Origin of the sequence: Kocuria sp. JC486, assembly GCF_011602805.1 — a bacterium.
In the GTDB taxonomy this organism is placed as follows: domain Bacteria; phylum Actinomycetota; class Actinomycetes; order Actinomycetales; family Micrococcaceae; genus Kocuria; species Kocuria soli.
On the sequence record NZ_JAAOZS010000008.1, the window covers coordinates 96,924 to 113,339 of the forward strand.

Annotated in this window: 13 protein-coding genes and 1 rRNA gene; 13 read left to right on the top strand and 1 reads right to left on the bottom strand. The window is 66.9% G+C overall.

Going from position 1 to position 16,416, the window contains the following annotated elements; genetic code table 11:
• Positions 1-103: 103 nt before the first annotated feature.
• The 5 genes from argB (at position 104) to GWK18_RS06255 (ending at position 5,678) form a co-directional block, all read left to right on the top strand.
• Positions 104-1,123 carry an acetylglutamate kinase gene (gene argB / locus GWK18_RS06235; protein ID WP_166833909.1) on the top strand — a complete coding sequence of 340 codons (1,020 nt, stop codon included), beginning with the start codon at positions 104-106 and terminating at the stop codon, positions 1,121-1,123.
• Positions 1,120-2,421 (top strand): acetylornithine transaminase, encoded by a 1,302-nt coding sequence (locus GWK18_RS06240; protein ID WP_166833911.1) that lies wholly within the window; start codon positions 1,120-1,122, stop codon positions 2,419-2,421. The genes argB and GWK18_RS06240 overlap by 4 nt, the downstream gene beginning before the upstream one ends.
• A gap of 56 nt (positions 2,422-2,477) precedes the next feature.
• The gene (argF, locus tag GWK18_RS06245) at positions 2,478-3,494 is read left to right on the top strand and encodes an ornithine carbamoyltransferase (protein WP_166833914.1); all 1,017 of its coding nucleotides are present in this window, start codon (positions 2,478-2,480) and stop codon (positions 3,492-3,494) included.
• Positions 3,491-3,994 (top strand): arginine repressor, encoded by a 504-nt coding sequence (locus GWK18_RS06250; RefSeq protein WP_166833916.1) that lies wholly within the window; start codon positions 3,491-3,493, stop codon positions 3,992-3,994. The genes argF and GWK18_RS06250 overlap by 4 nt, the downstream gene beginning before the upstream one ends.
• Before the next feature lie 181 nt (positions 3,995-4,175).
• Positions 4,176-5,678 carry a long-chain fatty acid--CoA ligase gene (locus GWK18_RS06255; RefSeq protein ID WP_166833918.1) on the top strand — a complete coding sequence of 501 codons (1,503 nt, stop codon included), beginning with the start codon at positions 4,176-4,178 and terminating at the stop codon, positions 5,676-5,678.
• 42 nt (positions 5,679-5,720) lie between these two features.
• Here the strand turns inward: GWK18_RS06255 and GWK18_RS06260 are convergent, their stop codons facing one another.
• Positions 5,721-6,146 carry an ankyrin repeat domain-containing protein gene (locus GWK18_RS06260; protein ID WP_348535853.1) on the bottom strand — a complete coding sequence of 142 codons (426 nt, stop codon included), beginning with the start codon at positions 6,144-6,146 and terminating at the stop codon, positions 5,721-5,723.
• A 147-nt stretch (positions 6,147-6,293) separates the two neighbouring features.
• Between GWK18_RS06260 and GWK18_RS06265 the strand changes: the two genes are divergently transcribed.
• From GWK18_RS06265 to GWK18_RS06300, 8 genes are all read left to right on the top strand, one after another.
• Positions 6,294-7,811 (top strand): long-chain fatty acid--CoA ligase, encoded by a 1,518-nt coding sequence (locus tag GWK18_RS06265; RefSeq protein WP_166833920.1) that lies wholly within the window; start codon positions 6,294-6,296, stop codon positions 7,809-7,811.
• A gap of 62 nt (positions 7,812-7,873) precedes the next feature.
• Positions 7,874-9,085 (top strand): argininosuccinate synthase, encoded by a 1,212-nt coding sequence (locus GWK18_RS06270; RefSeq protein ID WP_348535854.1) that lies wholly within the window; start codon positions 7,874-7,876, stop codon positions 9,083-9,085.
• Positions 9,086-9,354: 269 nt separating this feature from the next.
• Complete coding sequence (argH, locus tag GWK18_RS06275) at positions 9,355-10,803, top strand: argininosuccinate lyase (protein ID WP_166833924.1); 1,449 nt, start codon at positions 9,355-9,357, stop codon at positions 10,801-10,803.
• 8 nt (positions 10,804-10,811) lie between these two features.
• Positions 10,812-11,516 carry a DNA-3-methyladenine glycosylase gene (locus GWK18_RS06280; protein ID WP_166833926.1) on the top strand — a complete coding sequence of 235 codons (705 nt, stop codon included), beginning with the start codon at positions 10,812-10,814 and terminating at the stop codon, positions 11,514-11,516.
• A gap of 15 nt (positions 11,517-11,531) precedes the next feature.
• Positions 11,532-12,092 carry an adenine phosphoribosyltransferase gene (locus GWK18_RS06285; protein ID WP_123825732.1) on the top strand — a complete coding sequence of 187 codons (561 nt, stop codon included), beginning with the start codon at positions 11,532-11,534 and terminating at the stop codon, positions 12,090-12,092.
• Between the two features lie 100 nt (positions 12,093-12,192).
• Positions 12,193-14,502, top strand: a complete 2,310-nt coding sequence (locus GWK18_RS06290; protein ID WP_166833928.1) for an AAA family ATPase — start codon at positions 12,193-12,195, stop codon at positions 14,500-14,502.
• 94 nt (positions 14,503-14,596) lie between these two features.
• Positions 14,597-15,907: a tyrosine--tRNA ligase gene (gene tyrS / locus GWK18_RS06295; RefSeq protein ID WP_166833930.1), complete on the top strand. Its 1,311-nt coding sequence runs from the start codon at positions 14,597-14,599 to the stop codon at positions 15,905-15,907.
• Positions 15,908-16,349: 442 nt separating this feature from the next.
• A 16S ribosomal RNA gene (locus GWK18_RS06300) occupies positions 16,350-16,416 on the top strand; the annotation flags it as partial.

A 16,416-nucleotide genomic window follows, 5' to 3' on the forward strand; every position in this document is an offset into this window, starting at 1 on the left:
CCCGGCCGCAGCCGGCGCCCGATCAGCACCGTTCATCGCCCCATCCATCACCCGCTCGGCACCAGGCCCGGATTCCAACCCGGACCGAACAGCAGGAGAGAACATGCCCTCACCCATCGACCGGTTCGAAACCGCCCAGGTCAAAGCCGGCGTGCTCATGGAGGCTCTGCCCTGGATCACCAGGTACTCGGGCAGCACCATGGTCTTCAAGTACGGCGGCAATGCCATGGTCTCCGAGGACCTGCGGCGCGCGTTCGCCGCGGACATGGTGTTCATGCGCTCCGTGGGCATCCAACCCGTGGTCGTGCACGGTGGTGGCCCTCAGATCAACGCGATGCTGGACCGGCTCGGCATCGAATCCGAGTTCCGCGGAGGCCTCCGGGTGACTTCGGGCGAGGCCATTGACGTGATCCGCATGGTCCTCACCGGGCAGGTCCAGCGCGAACTCGTCCACCTGATCAACGCGACCGGCCCGTTCGCCGTCGGGCTTTCCGGCGAGGACGCGTCTCTGCTGAACGCCGTGCGTCGCGGCACCGTGGTCGACGGGCAGGAGGTGGACCTGGGACACGTGGGCGAGGTGGTCTCCGTGAACCCCGAGCCACTCAAGCGGCTCATCGCCAACGGGAACATTCCCGTGATCTCATCTGTCGCCCCGGAGGTGGATGCGGACGGCACGGTCACCGGTGAGGTCCTGAACATCAACGCCGACACGGCCGCAGCGGCCGTTGCGGTGGCCTTGGGGGCCGAGAAGTTCGTGGCCCTGACCGACGTCGAAGGTCTGTACGCGAACTGGCCGGACCGGGACTCACTGATCGACTCCCTGACCGCCTCGGAACTGCGGGCCCTCCTGCCGTCCCTCCAGTCGGGGATGATCCCCAAGATGGAGGCTGCTCTGGCCGCCGTGGACGGGGGAGTGGACCGGGCCACGATCGTGGACGGGCGCGAGGCACATTCGGTTCTGCTGGAGATCTTCACGGACCGTGGCATCGGCACGGAGGTCCGCCCCGACGGTTGCACACCCAGCCAGCCGCCCACGGTGGTTCCTTTCGAGGACCGGGAACCACGGGAAGCGGGAAGCAGCACTTCGGTTCTCGACGACGCAGCAAGGGGAAGCCACTCATGAACACCGGATCGGACAGCACGAACGGCGACCCGTCGCCTGCCGGCCACACCCAGAGCGAATTGCTCGCCAGCTACCGGGACCACCTGCTCGGCGTCTTCGGGGCCCCGCAGGCCGTGCTGGTCAGGGGCGAGGGAGTGCACGTCTGGGACGCCGACGGCAACGAGCTGGTGGACCTGTTGGGAGGGATCGCCGTCAACGCTCTGGGCCATGCCCACCCCGCCTGGGTGAAGGCCATTACCGATCAGGCCGCCACGCTGGGGCATGTCTCCAACCTCTTCACCTCACCGCAGCAGATCGGCCTGGCCGAAAAGCTGCTGGAGCTCGCGGCGGCCCCTGCCGGTTCCAAGGTCTTCTTCGCCAACTCCGGTTCCGAGGCCAACGAGGCGGCCTTCAAACTGGCCCGTCGCAACGGCCGGGAGAATCCCGGGCCGGGCGGGCCCCGCACCACGGTCGTGGCTGTGGACGGTGCTTTCCACGGGCGGACCATGGGGTCGCTCGCGCTGACCGCCAAGAAGGCCTACCGCGAACCGTTCGAACCGCTGCCCGGTGGCGTGGTGCACATCGAGCCCACGTTCGAAGCACTCGAGGCTACCGTCGACGACTCTGTCTCCGCTCTGATCGTGGAACCGATCCGCGGTGAACAGGGCGTGTTCGCCCTGCCCGACGGCTGGCTCCAGCGGGCCCGGGAACTCACCCGTGCGCACAGTGCGCTGTTGATCGTGGACGAGGTCCAGACCGGCATCGGTCGCACCGGTGAATGGTTCGCCTGCACCGCACAGCTCGGCGCCGGTGAACTGCCCGACGCGATCACCTTGGCCAAGGGACTCGGGGCAGGTTTCCCCGTCGGTGCCTTGATCACATTCGGCGACGCCGTGTCCCGACTGCTCACGGCCGGCCAACACGGCACGACCTTCGGTGGCAACCCGCTGGCCACCGCCGCCGGGCTGGCCACGCTGTCAACGATCGAGAACGACGACTTGTTGGCGAATGCCCGTTCGGTCGGCAAAGTCCTGACGGACGGACTCGCCACCCTGGAGCGGGTGCAGGACGTGCGCTCGCACGGGCTGCTCATCGGCTTCGACCTCCAGGACGCCCGCCAGGATCCGGACCCCGCCAAGCCGCTGGGCGCCGCCGTCGTCGCTGCCGCCCGTGCCGCCGGGTACATCGTCAACGCCACGGGGCCCACCACGATCCGGCTGGCCCCACCGCTGATCCTCACCCAGGACCAGGCCGAAGACTTCCTGGCCGCACTGCCGTCGATCCTGGAACGAGCCGACGCGGCACTCGCCGCCCACTGATCTCACTCCACCCCGTCCCGCTGTTGACGACGGCGGGCCTCGAAAGGACCCACACCGTGCCCCGCCACTTCCTGCGTGACACCGATCTGACCCCCGCCGAACAAGCCGAGGTCCTGGACCTCGCTGCCGCCGTCAAGGCGGACCGGTGGGCCCACAAGCCACTGGCCGGACCGCAGACAGCGACCGTCATCTTCGACAAGACCTCGACCCGGACACGATTCTCCTTCGCCGCCGGGATTGCCGACATGGGCGGTCAACCGCTCGTGGTGAACCCCGGGGAAGCGCAGATGGGGGTCAAGGAGTCCATCTCGGACACCGCGCAGGTGCTTTCCCGCATGGTGTCCCTGATCGTCTGGCGGACCTACGCACAATCGGGTGTGGACGAGATGGCCCGGTGGGCCAGTGTCCCCGTGATCAATGCGCTCTCCGACGAATACCACCCCTGCCAGATCCTCGCCGATCTGCAGACCATCCGTGAACACAAGGGGCAGACCCACGGCCTGTCCTTCGCGTACCTGGGCGATGCGGCCAACAACATGGCCAACTCGTACCTGCTGGGCATGGCCACCGCGGGAATGGACGTTCGTGTTGCGGGACCGGAGGGATACCTGCCGGATCCCGCCGTCGTCGCCGCAGCGGAGGAACGTGCGCGGGAAACCGGGGCGAGCATCCTGGTGACCACGGATCCAGACGAAGCCTTGGAGGGTGCCGACGTCGTGTGCACCGACACCTGGATCTCCATGGGGCAGGAGGAGGAGAAGGCCGCCCGGGCGGAGGTGTTCCGGGCCTACAGCGTCGATCAGGCAGCCATGGACAAGGCCGCGCCCGATGCCGTCTTCCTGCATTGCCTCCCCGCCTACCGTGGCTCCGAGGTCACGGCAGAGGTCATCGACGGTCCGCAGTCCGTGGTCTTCGACGAGGCGGAGAACCGTCTGCACGCCCAGAAGGCCCTCATGATCTGGCTGCTCGCGCAGTCCGGCCGCTACGACCTGCAGACCCGCGAGGTCACAGCAGGGGGCGGGAGTGCAGACGCCGCGAGTGTCCGACCCGCAACCCCAGAGGACAGCCGATGAGCATCCCGGCGACCAAGACCGCCCGCCAGGCTCGCATCGTGGCGCTGGTCGGATCGGGTGCCGTCCATTCCCAGGCGGAGCTGGCGGAACTCCTGGGCGCGGACGGCCTCCAGGTCACTCAGGCCACGCTGTCCCGGGACCTGGTGGAACTCGGTGCCGTGCGCGTACGGGACGCCGAAGGGTCCCTGGTCTACGCGATCCCGCAGCCCGGTGCGGGAGACGCGCTTGCGGGAGGGGAACACCCGACCGAGGCCCTGGACGCCCGGTTGGCGGGCCTGTGCAAGGAACTCCTGGTCACCGCGGAAGCCTCGGCCAACCTCGTCATGCTGCGCACACCGCCCGGTGCCGCACAGTATTTCGCCTCCGTGATCGACCATTCGACGCTACCGGAGGTCCTGGGCACCATTGCCGGGGACGACACGATCATGGTGGTGACCCGCGACCCTCTGGGCGGGCAGGGCCTGGCGGACAAGTTCTTGGCGCTGACGACCCGGGAATAGCGGGTAAATGCCCGGCGCCGGGCGGTCCTTGGACATGGTGATCGGGCGGTGCCGTGATCCGGTGATGGAAGATCCTGTGATGCAATAGGGGACGCTTTCAGCGTCACCGGGGGAACGAATACCGACCGTGTCCGCATCCTGTCCGGTGGACGCATGCCTCTGCTGACCCAAGGATGCCCCCGTGACGAATCTCGCGACCCTGCTCTCCGACACCGCTGCGCGTGACCCGCAGAACGTGGCCGTCCGGGCGGATTCCGTAGCCATCGACTACCGCACCCTGAACGCGTTGGCTGACGCGTTCCACGAGCGATTGGCCCATGTCGGTGTGCAGCCCGGGGACCGCGTCGCGTTGATCTCCCCGAACGTTCCGCACATGCCCGTGGCCTATTACGGGATCCTCAAGGCGGGGGCCGTGGTGGTTCCGCTGAACCCGCTGCTCACAGAACGCGAACTGGAAGGCCTCTTCCGCGACGCGGGGGTGCGCGCGGTCGTGGCCTTCGACGCCGTGGCCGACCGGGCGGAGCGCGTGGTCGCGGAGATGACGGCAGACGGTGCGACCGACGTGGCCTTCATCAGGCTCGCCGGCGACGCTCTGAGCCCGCAGGACTCCACCCGGCGCCCGGAATTGGTCGAGCGGGACAACGCCGATCTGGCGGTCCTGCTCTACACCTCCGGAACCACGGGGGAGCCCAAGGGCGCGATGCTGACCCACCACAACCTGGCGTCCAACGCGTGGATGACCACCCGCATGTTCGACTACCGCCCCGACGACGTGTTCCTGGGGGCGCTTCCCTTCTTCCACGTGTTCGGCCAGACCGTGGTGCTCAACGCCGTCGTCGCCGTGGGGGCCTGTGTGAGCACGGTGGCCTCCTTCCAGCCACGTGCCGTCCTCCACCAACTCAACGATCACGCCGTCACGCGACTCGTCGGCGTCCCGTCGATGTTCGTCGCTCTCAACAGCCTCCAACGCGCGGAACGGGCCGAACACCCGAAGCTCGTCAACGCGATCTCCGGCGGAGCCTCCATTCCGGTCGAGGTGCTCAAGGAATTCGAGGCGTTGTTCGGCGTGCCCCTGTACGAGGGCTACGGGTTGTCCGAAACCTCGCCCGTGGTGTGCTTCAACCACCCCGTGAACGACCGCGTGCCGGGCTCGATCGGCACCGCGTGCGAGGGTGCGGATGTGCGGGTTCTCGACGACGCCGGTCAAGAAGCCGCGCGCGGAGAGATCGGTGAAATTGCCGTCCGCGGTCAGTACGTCATGGCCGGTTACTGGAACCAGCCTGAGGTCACGGCCGCCGCCTTCACGGGCGATTTCTTCCGGACGGGAGACCTGGGGCGACAGGACGAAACGGGACGATTCTTCATCGTGGACCGCAAGAAGGACATGATCCTGCACAACGGGTACAACGTGTACCCGCGCGAGATCGAGGAACTCCTCTACGAACACCCCGCCGTGCACGAGGCAGCTGTGGTGGGCGAAGGCGACATCACCGTGGGACAGAACGTGGTCGCCTGCTTGGTCCTCAACCCGGGACACGACGTTGACACCGTGGTGACAGAACTGCGCGACGCCGCCCGTCACGGGCTGGCCGTCTACAAGCGGCCCCGGAGCTATCGCGTCCTGGAAGCCCTGCCCAAGGGGCCCACGGGCAAGATCCTCAAGCGGGAAATCGTCCTGGACTGACGGACCCACCAGCCGAAGAGGGCCCCGGACCGAATCGGCTCCCTACGCCTGGGCCCGAAGAAGGGCCAGCACGCCGGTGCGGCCGAATTCTTCGGCCACGGCCTGGGCAGGTTGGAAGCCGCTGTTCTGGTCTGCTCCGGCGGCCAGCAGCATCTGGGTGATCTCCTCGTTCCCGCGGAACACCGCACAGATCAAGGCGGTGAAGCCCATGTCGGACACGCGTTCCGTGTCCGCACCGTGTTCCAGGAGCATGGCGACGGTCTGAGGATGCTCGTGGTAGGCCGCGAGATTGAGCAAGGTGTCGCCCTTGCTGTTGGTCAGATTCACGGGCAGACCCTGCTCCATGGCGGCTGCCAGGTAGTCCGTCCGCCCTTCACGGGCGGCGTCGAACATCGTCTGCAGCAGCTCGAGTTCTGCCTCGGTGAGGTCGGGGCGTTGGGATTCACCCGGGGTGATCGGATCGGTCACGGGAAGCCTCCTGACGGGTCGGGAGTGGACTGGGCGCGGGCGTCGTCGTACATGAATGCCTGGCCATTGTGTCGCAGGTCCCGGCCGAGCCTTGAATCCCTCTAGACTGTGGCGCACGTCACGTCCATGTCGAGGGAAGGACCACCGGTGACCAATCTGGCGACTCTGCTGACCACCACCGCCCAAACCCACCCGGAGCGGGTCATGGTGCATCTCGACGACGACGGCCTGACCTACGCGCAGGTCGACGACCTGAGTTCGCGCTTCGCGGGGCACCTGCAATCGGTGGGTGTCGAGGTGGGGGACCGGGTGGCCATCGTGCTGCCCAACCTGCCACACGTTCCGGTGGTCTATTACGCGATCCTCAAGCTGGGTGCTGTGGTGGTCCCGCTGAATCCCCTCCTGACCGCGCGGGAAGTGGCGTACCACCTGGACGACGCCGAGGCCAAGGCGGTCGTGGTCTGGGAGACGGTCGCGGGCCCCGCCCGTGAGGCTGCGGGCGAACGACCGGTCGTCGAACTGTCGGCGTCGTCATTGGCCGAAATCTCGGAGTGGACGCCGGTCGAGGGGGTGGCGGAGAAGCAGGACTCAGACACCTCGGTTCTGCTCTACACCTCCGGGACCACGGGCCGCCCCAAGGGTGCAATGCTGACGCACCGCAACATGCGGACCAACGCGGAACTCGTGGTGGAACTGTTCTCCATCACGGAGGAGGACGTCCTGTTCGGTGGGCTGCCGTTCTTCCATGTCTTCGGGCAGACCGTGGCCATGAACGCTGTGGCTGCGGCCGGGGCGTCCGTGACGCTCCTGGGTCGGTTCGAACCGGTCAAGGCCGTGGATGTCCTCGAGCGGGACTCCGTGAGCCTGGTCGCAGCCGTCCCGTCCATGCACATCGCCATGCTGCAGGAGGTCGTCAAGCGCGGTGGTATGGAATTCCCGCGCCTCCGGGGGCTCATCTCCGGTGGTTCGCCGCTACCCGTGGAGATCCTCACCCGCGCGGAGCAGGTCTTCGGTGCCACCGTTCTGGAGGGTTACGGGCTGTCGGAAACCTCCCCCGTGGTCTGCTTCAACCAGTTCGACGGGCCGCGCAAGGCGGGGTCGATCGGCACGCCCGTCCGCGGCGCTGAACTGCGCGTGGTGGACGCCATGGGGGAGGAGCTGCCGGTCGGTGAGGTCGGCGAGATCGCCATCGCGGGCCAGTACGTCATGGCGGGCTACTGGCGGCGGGAGGATGCCACGGCCGAGGCGATCCGTGACGGTTGGTTCCACTCCGGGGACCTCGGCTACAAGGACGACGACGGCTGCTTCTACATCGTGGACCGAATGAAGGACATGATCATCCGCGGTGGTTACAACGTCTACCCGCGAGAAGTGGAAGAGGTCCTCTTCGAGTTCGACGGCGTGGCCGAGTGCGCGGTCCTGGGCGTGGACGACGACCGGCTGGGCCAGGAGGTTGCCGCCGTCGTCGCTTTCCTGGAGACGCCTGACGATCACGAAACCACGGCGCGTGAACTCGATGCCTTCGTGCGGGAGCGACTGGCGAACTACAAGGTGCCGCGGGTGTGGCAGCTGGTCGCGGAACTGCCCAAGGGGCCCACCGGCAAGATCCTCAAGCGCACCATTGAGCTGGGTGATGACGCAGTGCGAACCGGCAGCGATGCATAAATACACCATGGTGTGTATAGTCATGCATGAGTTTTGACCTGACGACTGCAAGGAGAACTTTCGTGACTGAGCGCGTTGTGCTCGCCTACTCGGGCGGCCTGGACACTTCCGTGGCGATCGGCTGGATCGGCGAAGCCACCGGTGCGGAGGTCATCGCCTGCGCCGTCGACGTCGGACAGGGTGGCGAGGACCTGGAATCTATCCGTCAGCGCGCGCTGGACTGCGGCGCCGTGGAGGCCGTTGTGGCCGATGCCCGCGACGAGTTCGCCAGCGAGTACTGCATGCCGGCGCTCAAGGCCAACAGCCTGTACATGGACTCCTACCCGCTGGTCTCTGCGGTCTCCCGTCCGGTGATCGTCAAGCACCTGGTGGATGCCGCCAAGAAGTTCGGCGCGACCACCGTGGCCCACGGCTGCACCGGCAAGGGCAACGACCAGGTGCGCTTCGAGGTCGGCATCCAGACCCTCGGCCCGGACCTCAAGTGCATCGCCCCCGTCCGTGACCTGGCGCTGACCCGCGAGAAGGCCATCGACTACGCCGAGCGCAACGACCTTCCGATCGCCACCACCAAGAAGAACCCGTTCTCGATCGACCAGAACGTGTGGGGCCGCGCCATCGAGACGGGCTTCCTGGAGGACATCTGGAACGCCCCAACCAAGGACGTCTACGACTACACCGACGATCCCGCGTTCGCCCCGGCGCCCGACGAGGTCGTGCTGAGCTTCTCCCAGGGCATCCCGGTGGCCATCGACGGCCGCCCCGTGACGCCGCTGGAGGCGATCCAGGAGATGAACCGCCGCGCCGGTGCCCAGGGCGTCGGCCGGATCGACATCGTCGAGGACCGCTTGGTGGGCATCAAGTCCCGCGAGATCTACGAGGCTCCGGGCGCGATGGCGCTCATCGCCGCTCACCAGGAGCTCGAGAACGTGACGATCGAGCGCGAACAGGCCCGGTTCAAGAAGACCGTGGGTCAGCGCTGGACCGAACTGGTCTACGACGGCCAGTGGTTCTCTCCGCTCAAGAAGTCCCTGGACGTGTTCCTGGACGACACCCAGCGCTACGTCAACGGGGACATCCGCATGACGCTGCACGCAGGCAAGGCCACCGTGACGGGTCGCCGTTCGGACACCTCCTTGTACGACTTCAACCTGGCGACCTACGACGAAGGGGATTCCTTCGACCAGTCCCAGGCCCGTGGCTTCATCGAGCTGTTCGGAATGTCCTCCAAGGTCGCTTCCGCACGCGACCAGCGGTTGGCGGCTGAAGGCAAGTAAACCGTCCCAAGTCCAGGGCCCGGATCCAGACGACGACGGTCGCCCTCCTTGGCCTGCTTCGCTTGACGGCCTACGGAGGGCGACCATCGTCGTCTTGTGGCGCGGACACGGAACCCGCTGACGGAAGGGCGGGCTGGTGGGGCTTCCGCGGGCCGTCAAGCGAAGCAGGCCAAGGAAGCCCCACCAGCCCGCCCTGCCCGACCACACGACCGCTGGCGTCCGGGACGTATCCTGGGGCGAGCATTTCTGGAAGCGACGCAAGGGGAAGCATGACCGAGCACGTCAAGCACGGAACGAACGAGGGCGCGCTGTGGGGTGGGCGCTTCGCGGGCGGACCGGACCAGGCGCTGGCGGCGTTGTCCAAGTCCACGCAGTTCGACTGGCGGTTGGCGCCGTACGACATTGCGGGCTCCCGTGCCCACGCTCGGGTCTTGCACCGCGCGGGCCTGCTCGACGACGCCGAACTCGCGGGGATGATTGATGCCCTGGACCGGCTGGAGGCCGACGTGCGGTCCGGCGAGTACGTCCCCGCAGAGTCCGACGAGGACGTGCACGGCTCCCTGGAACGTGGACTGATCGAACGCGCCGGAACCGAGCTGGGCGGCAAGTTGCGCGCGGGACGTTCCCGCAACGACCAGATCGCGACCCTGGGCCGGATGTATCTGCGGGATCATGCCTCGATCATCGCCAAGAACCTGTTGGACGTCGTGCGCGCCCTGATCGCTCAGGCCGAGGCCCACCCGTATGCACCCATGCCGGGGCGTACGCACCTGCAGCACGCGCAGCCGATCCTGCTGTCCCACCATCTCCTGGCACACGCCTGGGCCATGGTCCGTGACGTCGAACGCTTCGTGGACTGGGACGCCCGCGCGGCGGTCTCCCCGTACGGGTCAGGTGCTCTGGCCGGCTCCACGCTCGGATTGGACCCCAACGCCGTCGCGGAGGAACTCGGCTTCGACTCGGCCGTGTTCAACTCGATCGACGGCACGGCCTCGCGCGACGTGTACGCCGAATTCGCGTGGGTCTGCGCCATGCTCTCCGTGGACGTGTCGCGGATCTCCGAGGAGATCACCACCTGGGCCACCAAGGAGTTCTCCTTCGCCACGTTGGACGACGCGTTCTCCACGGGGTCCTCGATCATGCCGCAGAAGAAGAACCCGGACGTCGCCGAGTTGGCTCGCGGCAAGGCGGGTCGTCTGATCGGTGACCTCACGGGTCTGCTGGCCACGCTCAAGGCACTGCCGTTGGCCTACAACCGTGATCTGCAGGAGGACAAGGAGCCGGTCTTCGACGCGATCGACCAGCTCGAGGTCCTGCTGCCGGCCGTCTCCGGCATGGTCGCCACGCTCACCTTCAACACGGAACGCATGGCCGAACTCGCCCCGCAGGGCTTCGCCCTGGCCACGGACCTCGCCGAGTGGCTGGTGCGGGAAGGCGTCCCGTTCCGCGACGCCCATGAAATCGCCGGCGACGCCGTGCGGGTCTGCGAGCAGCGCGGTATCGAGCTGTGGGACCTCACCGACGCGGACTTCACCGCAATTGATGCCCGCCTCACACAGGAGGTCCGCAAGGTCCTGACGCTCGAAGGTTCGCTCAACTCCCGGTCCTCGCAGGGCGGAACCGGCCCCGACGCCGTCGCGCAGCAGCTGGCGGAACTCAAGAAGCGGGTGGGCGCCGTGGCCGACTTCGAGAACCGGACCCCGGTGGTCTCGGCCTGAGCGGCGAGATGCAGCTGGGCCAACAGGGGCGCCCGGAGCCGTGCGTGGAGCCGGGGCTGGACCGCGACCTGCTGGGCATCCTCGAACTGCCAGCGCCGCAGGCGGCTCCTCTGCTGTTGGGGTCGTTGCTGTCGCACACCGGCCCGGAGGGGACCGTGACGCTGCGTCTGACCGAGATCGAGGCCTACGGCGGCCCCGCCGATTCCGACCTCCCGGACCCGGGCGCACACACCTTCAACGGGCGGACGGCGCGCAATGCCTCCATGTTCGGGCCGGCCGGTCGCGTGTACGTGTACTTCACCTACGGCATGCACCACGCCGTCAACCTGGTCTGCCGGCCCGCCGGAACCGCGGGCGGCTGTCTGATCCGCGCCGGCGAGGTCCTGGAGGGAACGGAACTTGCCCGGCAGCGGCGCAGCGTGCGTCGTCGCACCCCGGTTCCCGATCTCGCCCTGGCCCGTGGTCCCGGCAATGTCGCACAGGCACTCTCCCTGACACTGGCCGACGACGGCGCGCTCCTCACCTCGGACCTGGCGGCCACGGGGCTGACCCTCCGTCGTGGGGGCCCCGTTGCCGAGATCGTCACAACTGCACGCACCGGAGTCTCCGGTCCCGGCGGCGGCCCCGAGTATCCGTGGCGGTTCGCGGTGGCGGGGGACCCCACGGTGTCACCGTACAGAGCCGCGGTCACTCGCAATCGTCGTCGTGGATGACCGCCACCGGCTACGATGTCGCGTGTGAATCAGCAGCAGCCCGCGCAACCCACCGAGTCCATCGAACAGGTGATCGACCGCTTGTGCGTGAAGATCCCCGACCACCCGGACCCGGGGATCCTGTTCAGGGACCTGACGCCGTTGTTTGCGGACTCGCAGGGGTTCACCCGCACCGTCGATTCCTTGGCGGAGGCCTTCGAAGGCCAGTTCGACTGTGTGGCGGGCGTCGAGGCCCGCGGCTTCATCCTGGCCGGTGCCGTCGCACGCTCGGCGGGCTGCGGCGTGTTGCCCGTACGCAAGGAGGGCAAGCTTCCGCGCGAGACCTACCGGCAGAGCTACCAGCTCGAATACGGCTCCGCCACCCTGGAGATCCACACCGATGACCTGGCCCGCGGCTCCCGCGTGTTGGTCGTCGACGACCTCCTGGCCACGGGTGGAACCCTCGAGGCGACCGGGCAACTGCTGCACCGGGCAGGACTCCACATCGCCGGATTCGGTCTCATCATGGAACTGACCGACCTCCGCGGGCGGGCCAAGCTCGGCGGTCACCGCGTGCGCGCTCTCTACCGCGTCTGAGCCGCGCCGCGGGGACCAGTCCCGTCACCCGAGGTCACCTCACGTTCACCCCGAGCCGTCTACCATGGTGGGTCTGGAATCAGCGGAGGAGAACGATCGCATGACGGAACTCGCCAACGGTGCGGTGCAGCGCGTGGAGCGCCAGTTGGAGCTGGAACGTGAGTACGTGCGCCTGTTGTACGCGCGTCTGGACCAGCTCCGGGAGGAGAAGTCCGCGGAGCTGGACAAGGTGCGTCGCGTGGATGCGGGGAGCAATCATCAGAGCCGCTCCGAGCGTGATGCTTTCGCCACGCACTACGAGGACCGGCTCGCCCAGTTGAACTCCGTGGACAACCGCCTGGTCTTCGGTCGCCTGGACAGCTCAGACGACGACGGCGAACACACCCGCTACATCGGCCGTATCGGCCTGGCCACGGAGAACCACCGGCGGTTGATGGTGGACTGGCGCGCCCGTGAAGCGGCTGCGTTCTACCAGGCCACCGGCCGCCACCCCATGGGGGTCCGGCGCCGTCGCCATCTCATCCTGGACGGCCGCGACGTGACCGCGATCGAGGACGACGTCCTTGACCCCGAGATGCTCGACGACGACGGTGTGCTCCAGGGCGAAGGTGCCCTGCTGGCCGCGTTGAACTCGAAGCGCACCGGCCGGATGACGGACATCGTTTCGACCATTCAGGCCGAACAGGATCGGATCATCCGCGCACCGCTTGCCGGGGTGCACGTGGTCCAGGGCGGACCGGGCACGGGCAAGACCGCGGTTGCACTGCACCGAGCCGCATATCTGCTCTACGAACACCGTGAGCGGCTCCGCAAGTCAGGCGTCCTGATCGTCGGCCCGTCGTCGTCGTTCCTGTGGTACATCGACCGTGTCCTTCCGTCGCTGGGGGAGACGGGCGTGGTCATGTCCTCGCTGGCCGACCTGTACCCGGGAGTCCACGGGGTCCCCGAACGGAATCGTGACGTTGCCCGGATCAAGGCGGGGCTGGACATGGCCGACGTCATGCAGCAGGCCGTCCGGGACCGCCAGAAGGTCCCCGCGACGGATCAGACACTGCGAGCCGACTCGTACACCGTGCGTTTGCCACGGAAGCTGATTCGTCGAGCCCGCGACAAGGCGCGAGCCACGGGCAAGCCGCACAACGAGGCCCGCGCGACGTTCGTCAAGATCGTGCTGCGGGAGCTGGCGGAAACCCTGGGCGATGACCTGAACAAGCGTTCGGGCAATTCGATCGATCGTTCGTACCTGGTCGAGGACCTGCGCCAGGCACCGGAGATCCGCAAGGCGCTCAACCTGTGCTGGCTCCCGCTGTCACCCGAAACCCTGGTGCGGCACCTCTTTGCCAAGCGGCATTACCTGGACTCCGCCTTCCGGTCGTATTCGAGGGCCGAACGGGATCTGCTGCAGCGCGACGCCGATGCCCCACTCACCGTCTCCGACGTTCCTCTCCTGGACGAGGCAGCCGAGTTGCTCGGGGATCTGGAAGAAGCGGGCGTACGCCTGCGGACCTCCGAGGCCGAGCGGGCCAAGGCCACGGAGAACGCCGAGAAGGCGCTGTACAACATGCACCAGTCACTCGAGGACGTCGGGGTGGACGGGGTGGTGACGGCGGCCGACCTCACCGCCTTCAACGAGGAGTCCGAGCACCGGATGACGGCTGCCGAGGCCGCTCACGCGGACCGGACCTGGGCCTACGGCCACGTGGTGGTCGACGAGGCCCAGGAACTCACGCCCATGCAGTGGCGCGTCCTCATGCGCCGCTGTCCCATGAAGTCCTTCACCGTGGTGGGGGACATCGCCCAGGGCGGGTCGGCTTCTGCGGCGTCGTCCTGGTCGGCGGCTCTGGAACCCTTCGTCCAGGACCGGTTCGAGCTCGACGAACTGACCGTCAATTACCGCACGCCCGCAGCCATTGCCGACGCCGCGGTCGCCGTCGCGCGCGCAGCCGGTCTGGAGATCCCGGCACCAAAGGCCGTGCGCGAAGGTGTGGCGCCGATTCTCACGGTGCTGCCAGCCCCGGGGTCCTCCGCAGAGGCCTTGGCGGACCACGACGACGCACGGATCGCCGCGGTTGCGAACCAGACGCGGGAGGAGATCGACGCGGTCGAAGGTGGACTGGTGGCTGTCATCGCACCCGAGCGCCTGGTCAAGGACCTGGGCACGGAACTGTCCCGGCTGATTCCGGGGAAGGTCGGGGCGGGCATGCGGCGCGTGGACAACCAGGTGGTGGTGCTGTCCACTTGGGACGCCAAGGGACTGGAGTTCGACTCCGTGATCCTGGTGGAGCCCATGGAGATCGTGGACGAGTACGACGGCGTCGGCTCCCTCTACGTCGCCATGACCCGACCCACGCAGCGGCTCCGCGTGATCGGCACGGGGGAGTTGCCCGCGGGGTTGACCCCGTCGTCGTGAGGCTGCGGGCCCGGTTCGCTCCCGGGACCCGTGCTGAGGTGCGGAGCCCGCGGCGGCGTCCGGGTGGCAGGTGCGCCCTGGTATTTTTGTGCGGGTGACGGAAAGCATCGACTTTGAGCAGCAGCGAAACGACCCCTCCTTCCCCAACATCTGGCAGGAACTGAAGTGGCGGGGCCTGGTTTACGTCTCCACGGACGAGGACGCTCTCGAAGAAGCGCTCTCCGGTGACCCGATCACGTACTACTGCGGGTTCGACCCCACCGCGGCCTCCCTGCACCTGGGGCACCTTGTCCAGCTGCTGACCCTGCGCCGCCTCCAGTTGGCGGGTCACAAGCCGCTCGGGCTTGTGGGTGGTTCCACCGGATTGATCGGTGACCCCCGCCAGAGCTCTGAGCGCGTACTGAACTCCCGGGAAGTGGTCTCGGAGTGGGTGGACAAGCTCCGGGCCCAGATCGAACGGTTCCTGTCTTTCGACGGCGACAACGCCGCTCGCATGGTCAACAACCTGGACTGGACCGCAAGTCTCTCGGCCATTGACCTGCTGCGGGACATCGGGAAGAACTTCCGCGTGGGCACCATGATCAAGAAGGAGATCGTGGCCAAGCGCCTGAACTCTGAGGAGGGCATCTCCTACGCCGAGTTCAGCTACCAGGTCCTGCAGGGCAACGACTTCCTGAACCTGTACCGCGATTACGACTGCGTGCTGCAGACCGGTGGATCCGACCAGTGGGGCAACCTCACCGCCGGTACCGAACTGATCCGCAAGGTCGAAGGCGCCACCGTGCACGCGATCGGCACGCCGCTCATCACGAACTCCGACGGCACCAAGTTCGGCAAGTCCGAAGGCAACGCCATCTGGCTGAACCCGGAGATGACGTCCCCCTACGCCTTCTACCAGTTCTGGCTCAACACGGCAGACGCCGACGTGATCGATCGGCTCAAGGTCTTCACCTTCCGCACCCAGGAGGAGATCGCCGAGTTCCAGCGCCTGGTGGACGAGGAACCGTTCCGCCGGGAGGCGCAGAAGCAGCTGGCCTACGACGTCAACACCCTGGTTCACGGGGAAACAGCGACCCGTCAGGCGATTGCCGCGTCCGAAGCGGTCTTCGGCCGCGGGGACTTCTCGGAACTCGATGCCGACACCTTGGCTGCCGTGGTGGCAGAACTGCCCTCGGCCACAGTGTCGGCTGACCAGCGCGACGTGGTTGACCTGTTGATCGCCACCGGGCTGTCGGCGTCCAAGACAGAGGCCCGACGAACCCTCAATGAAGGGGGAGTGTCGGTCAACAACGTCAAGGTCACCGGTGCTGAGGCAAAAATCAGCGACGACCAGGTCCTCCAACAGCGCTACGTGCTACTCAAGCGCGGCAAGAAGAACATGGCTGCGGTGGTCCTCGAAGGCTGAGTCGGCGCGGGGCACGGGGCCTTCCGCTTGATGTGAGCGAGGGCACCGTGTTCGGGCCTCCCTACGAGTTGCAGCCCCCAGGGGGCGTGTGTACAGTTGACGTCTGTCGCGATGACGGCGGGAACGCAAAGAACCCGAACGAGCGGCCGGTCCACTTCGAGACCACACCCACACATCGATCTGAACGATCAACTGGCATGCCTTCGGGCAGACAGGTTGATTTGCCAGAAACGGTTGGGGTGCGTAACGTAGCGGACCGCGACGAAGGCGGAGGGATCCGAAATCGTCGTCCTGTTGTTTGAGAACTCAATAGTGTTTTGTTTGTTTGTTGATACCAAATTTTTGTTTGTTTGGTTGATGCCTGTCCCTGGGGTTTCGTTCCCGTGACCTTTTGGGGTGGGTTTTCGGCCGGGTTTTGATGTTTTCGTTAAAAGCATATTTTTTGACGGAGAGTTTGATCCTGGCTCAGGACGAACGCTGGCGGCGTGCTTAACACATGCAAGTCGAAC

Coding starts and splice junctions, on each gene's coding strand:
- argB (WP_166833909.1), top strand. CDS start 104: ATGCCCTCACCCATCGACCGGTTCGAAACCGCCCAGGTCAAAGCCGGC.
- GWK18_RS06240 (WP_166833911.1), top strand. CDS start 1,120: ATGAACACCGGATCGGACAGCACGAACGGCGACCCGTCGCCTGCCGGC.
- GWK18_RS06250 (WP_166833916.1), top strand. CDS start 3,491: ATGAGCATCCCGGCGACCAAGACCGCCCGCCAGGCTCGCATCGTGGCG.
- argH (WP_166833924.1), top strand. CDS start 9,355: ATGACCGAGCACGTCAAGCACGGAACGAACGAGGGCGCGCTGTGGGGT.
- GWK18_RS06280 (WP_166833926.1), top strand. CDS start 10,812: ATGCAGCTGGGCCAACAGGGGCGCCCGGAGCCGTGCGTGGAGCCGGGG.
- GWK18_RS06285 (WP_123825732.1), top strand. CDS start 11,532: ATGTCGCGTGTGAATCAGCAGCAGCCCGCGCAACCCACCGAGTCCATC.
- GWK18_RS06290 (WP_166833928.1), top strand. CDS start 12,193: ATGACGGAACTCGCCAACGGTGCGGTGCAGCGCGTGGAGCGCCAGTTG.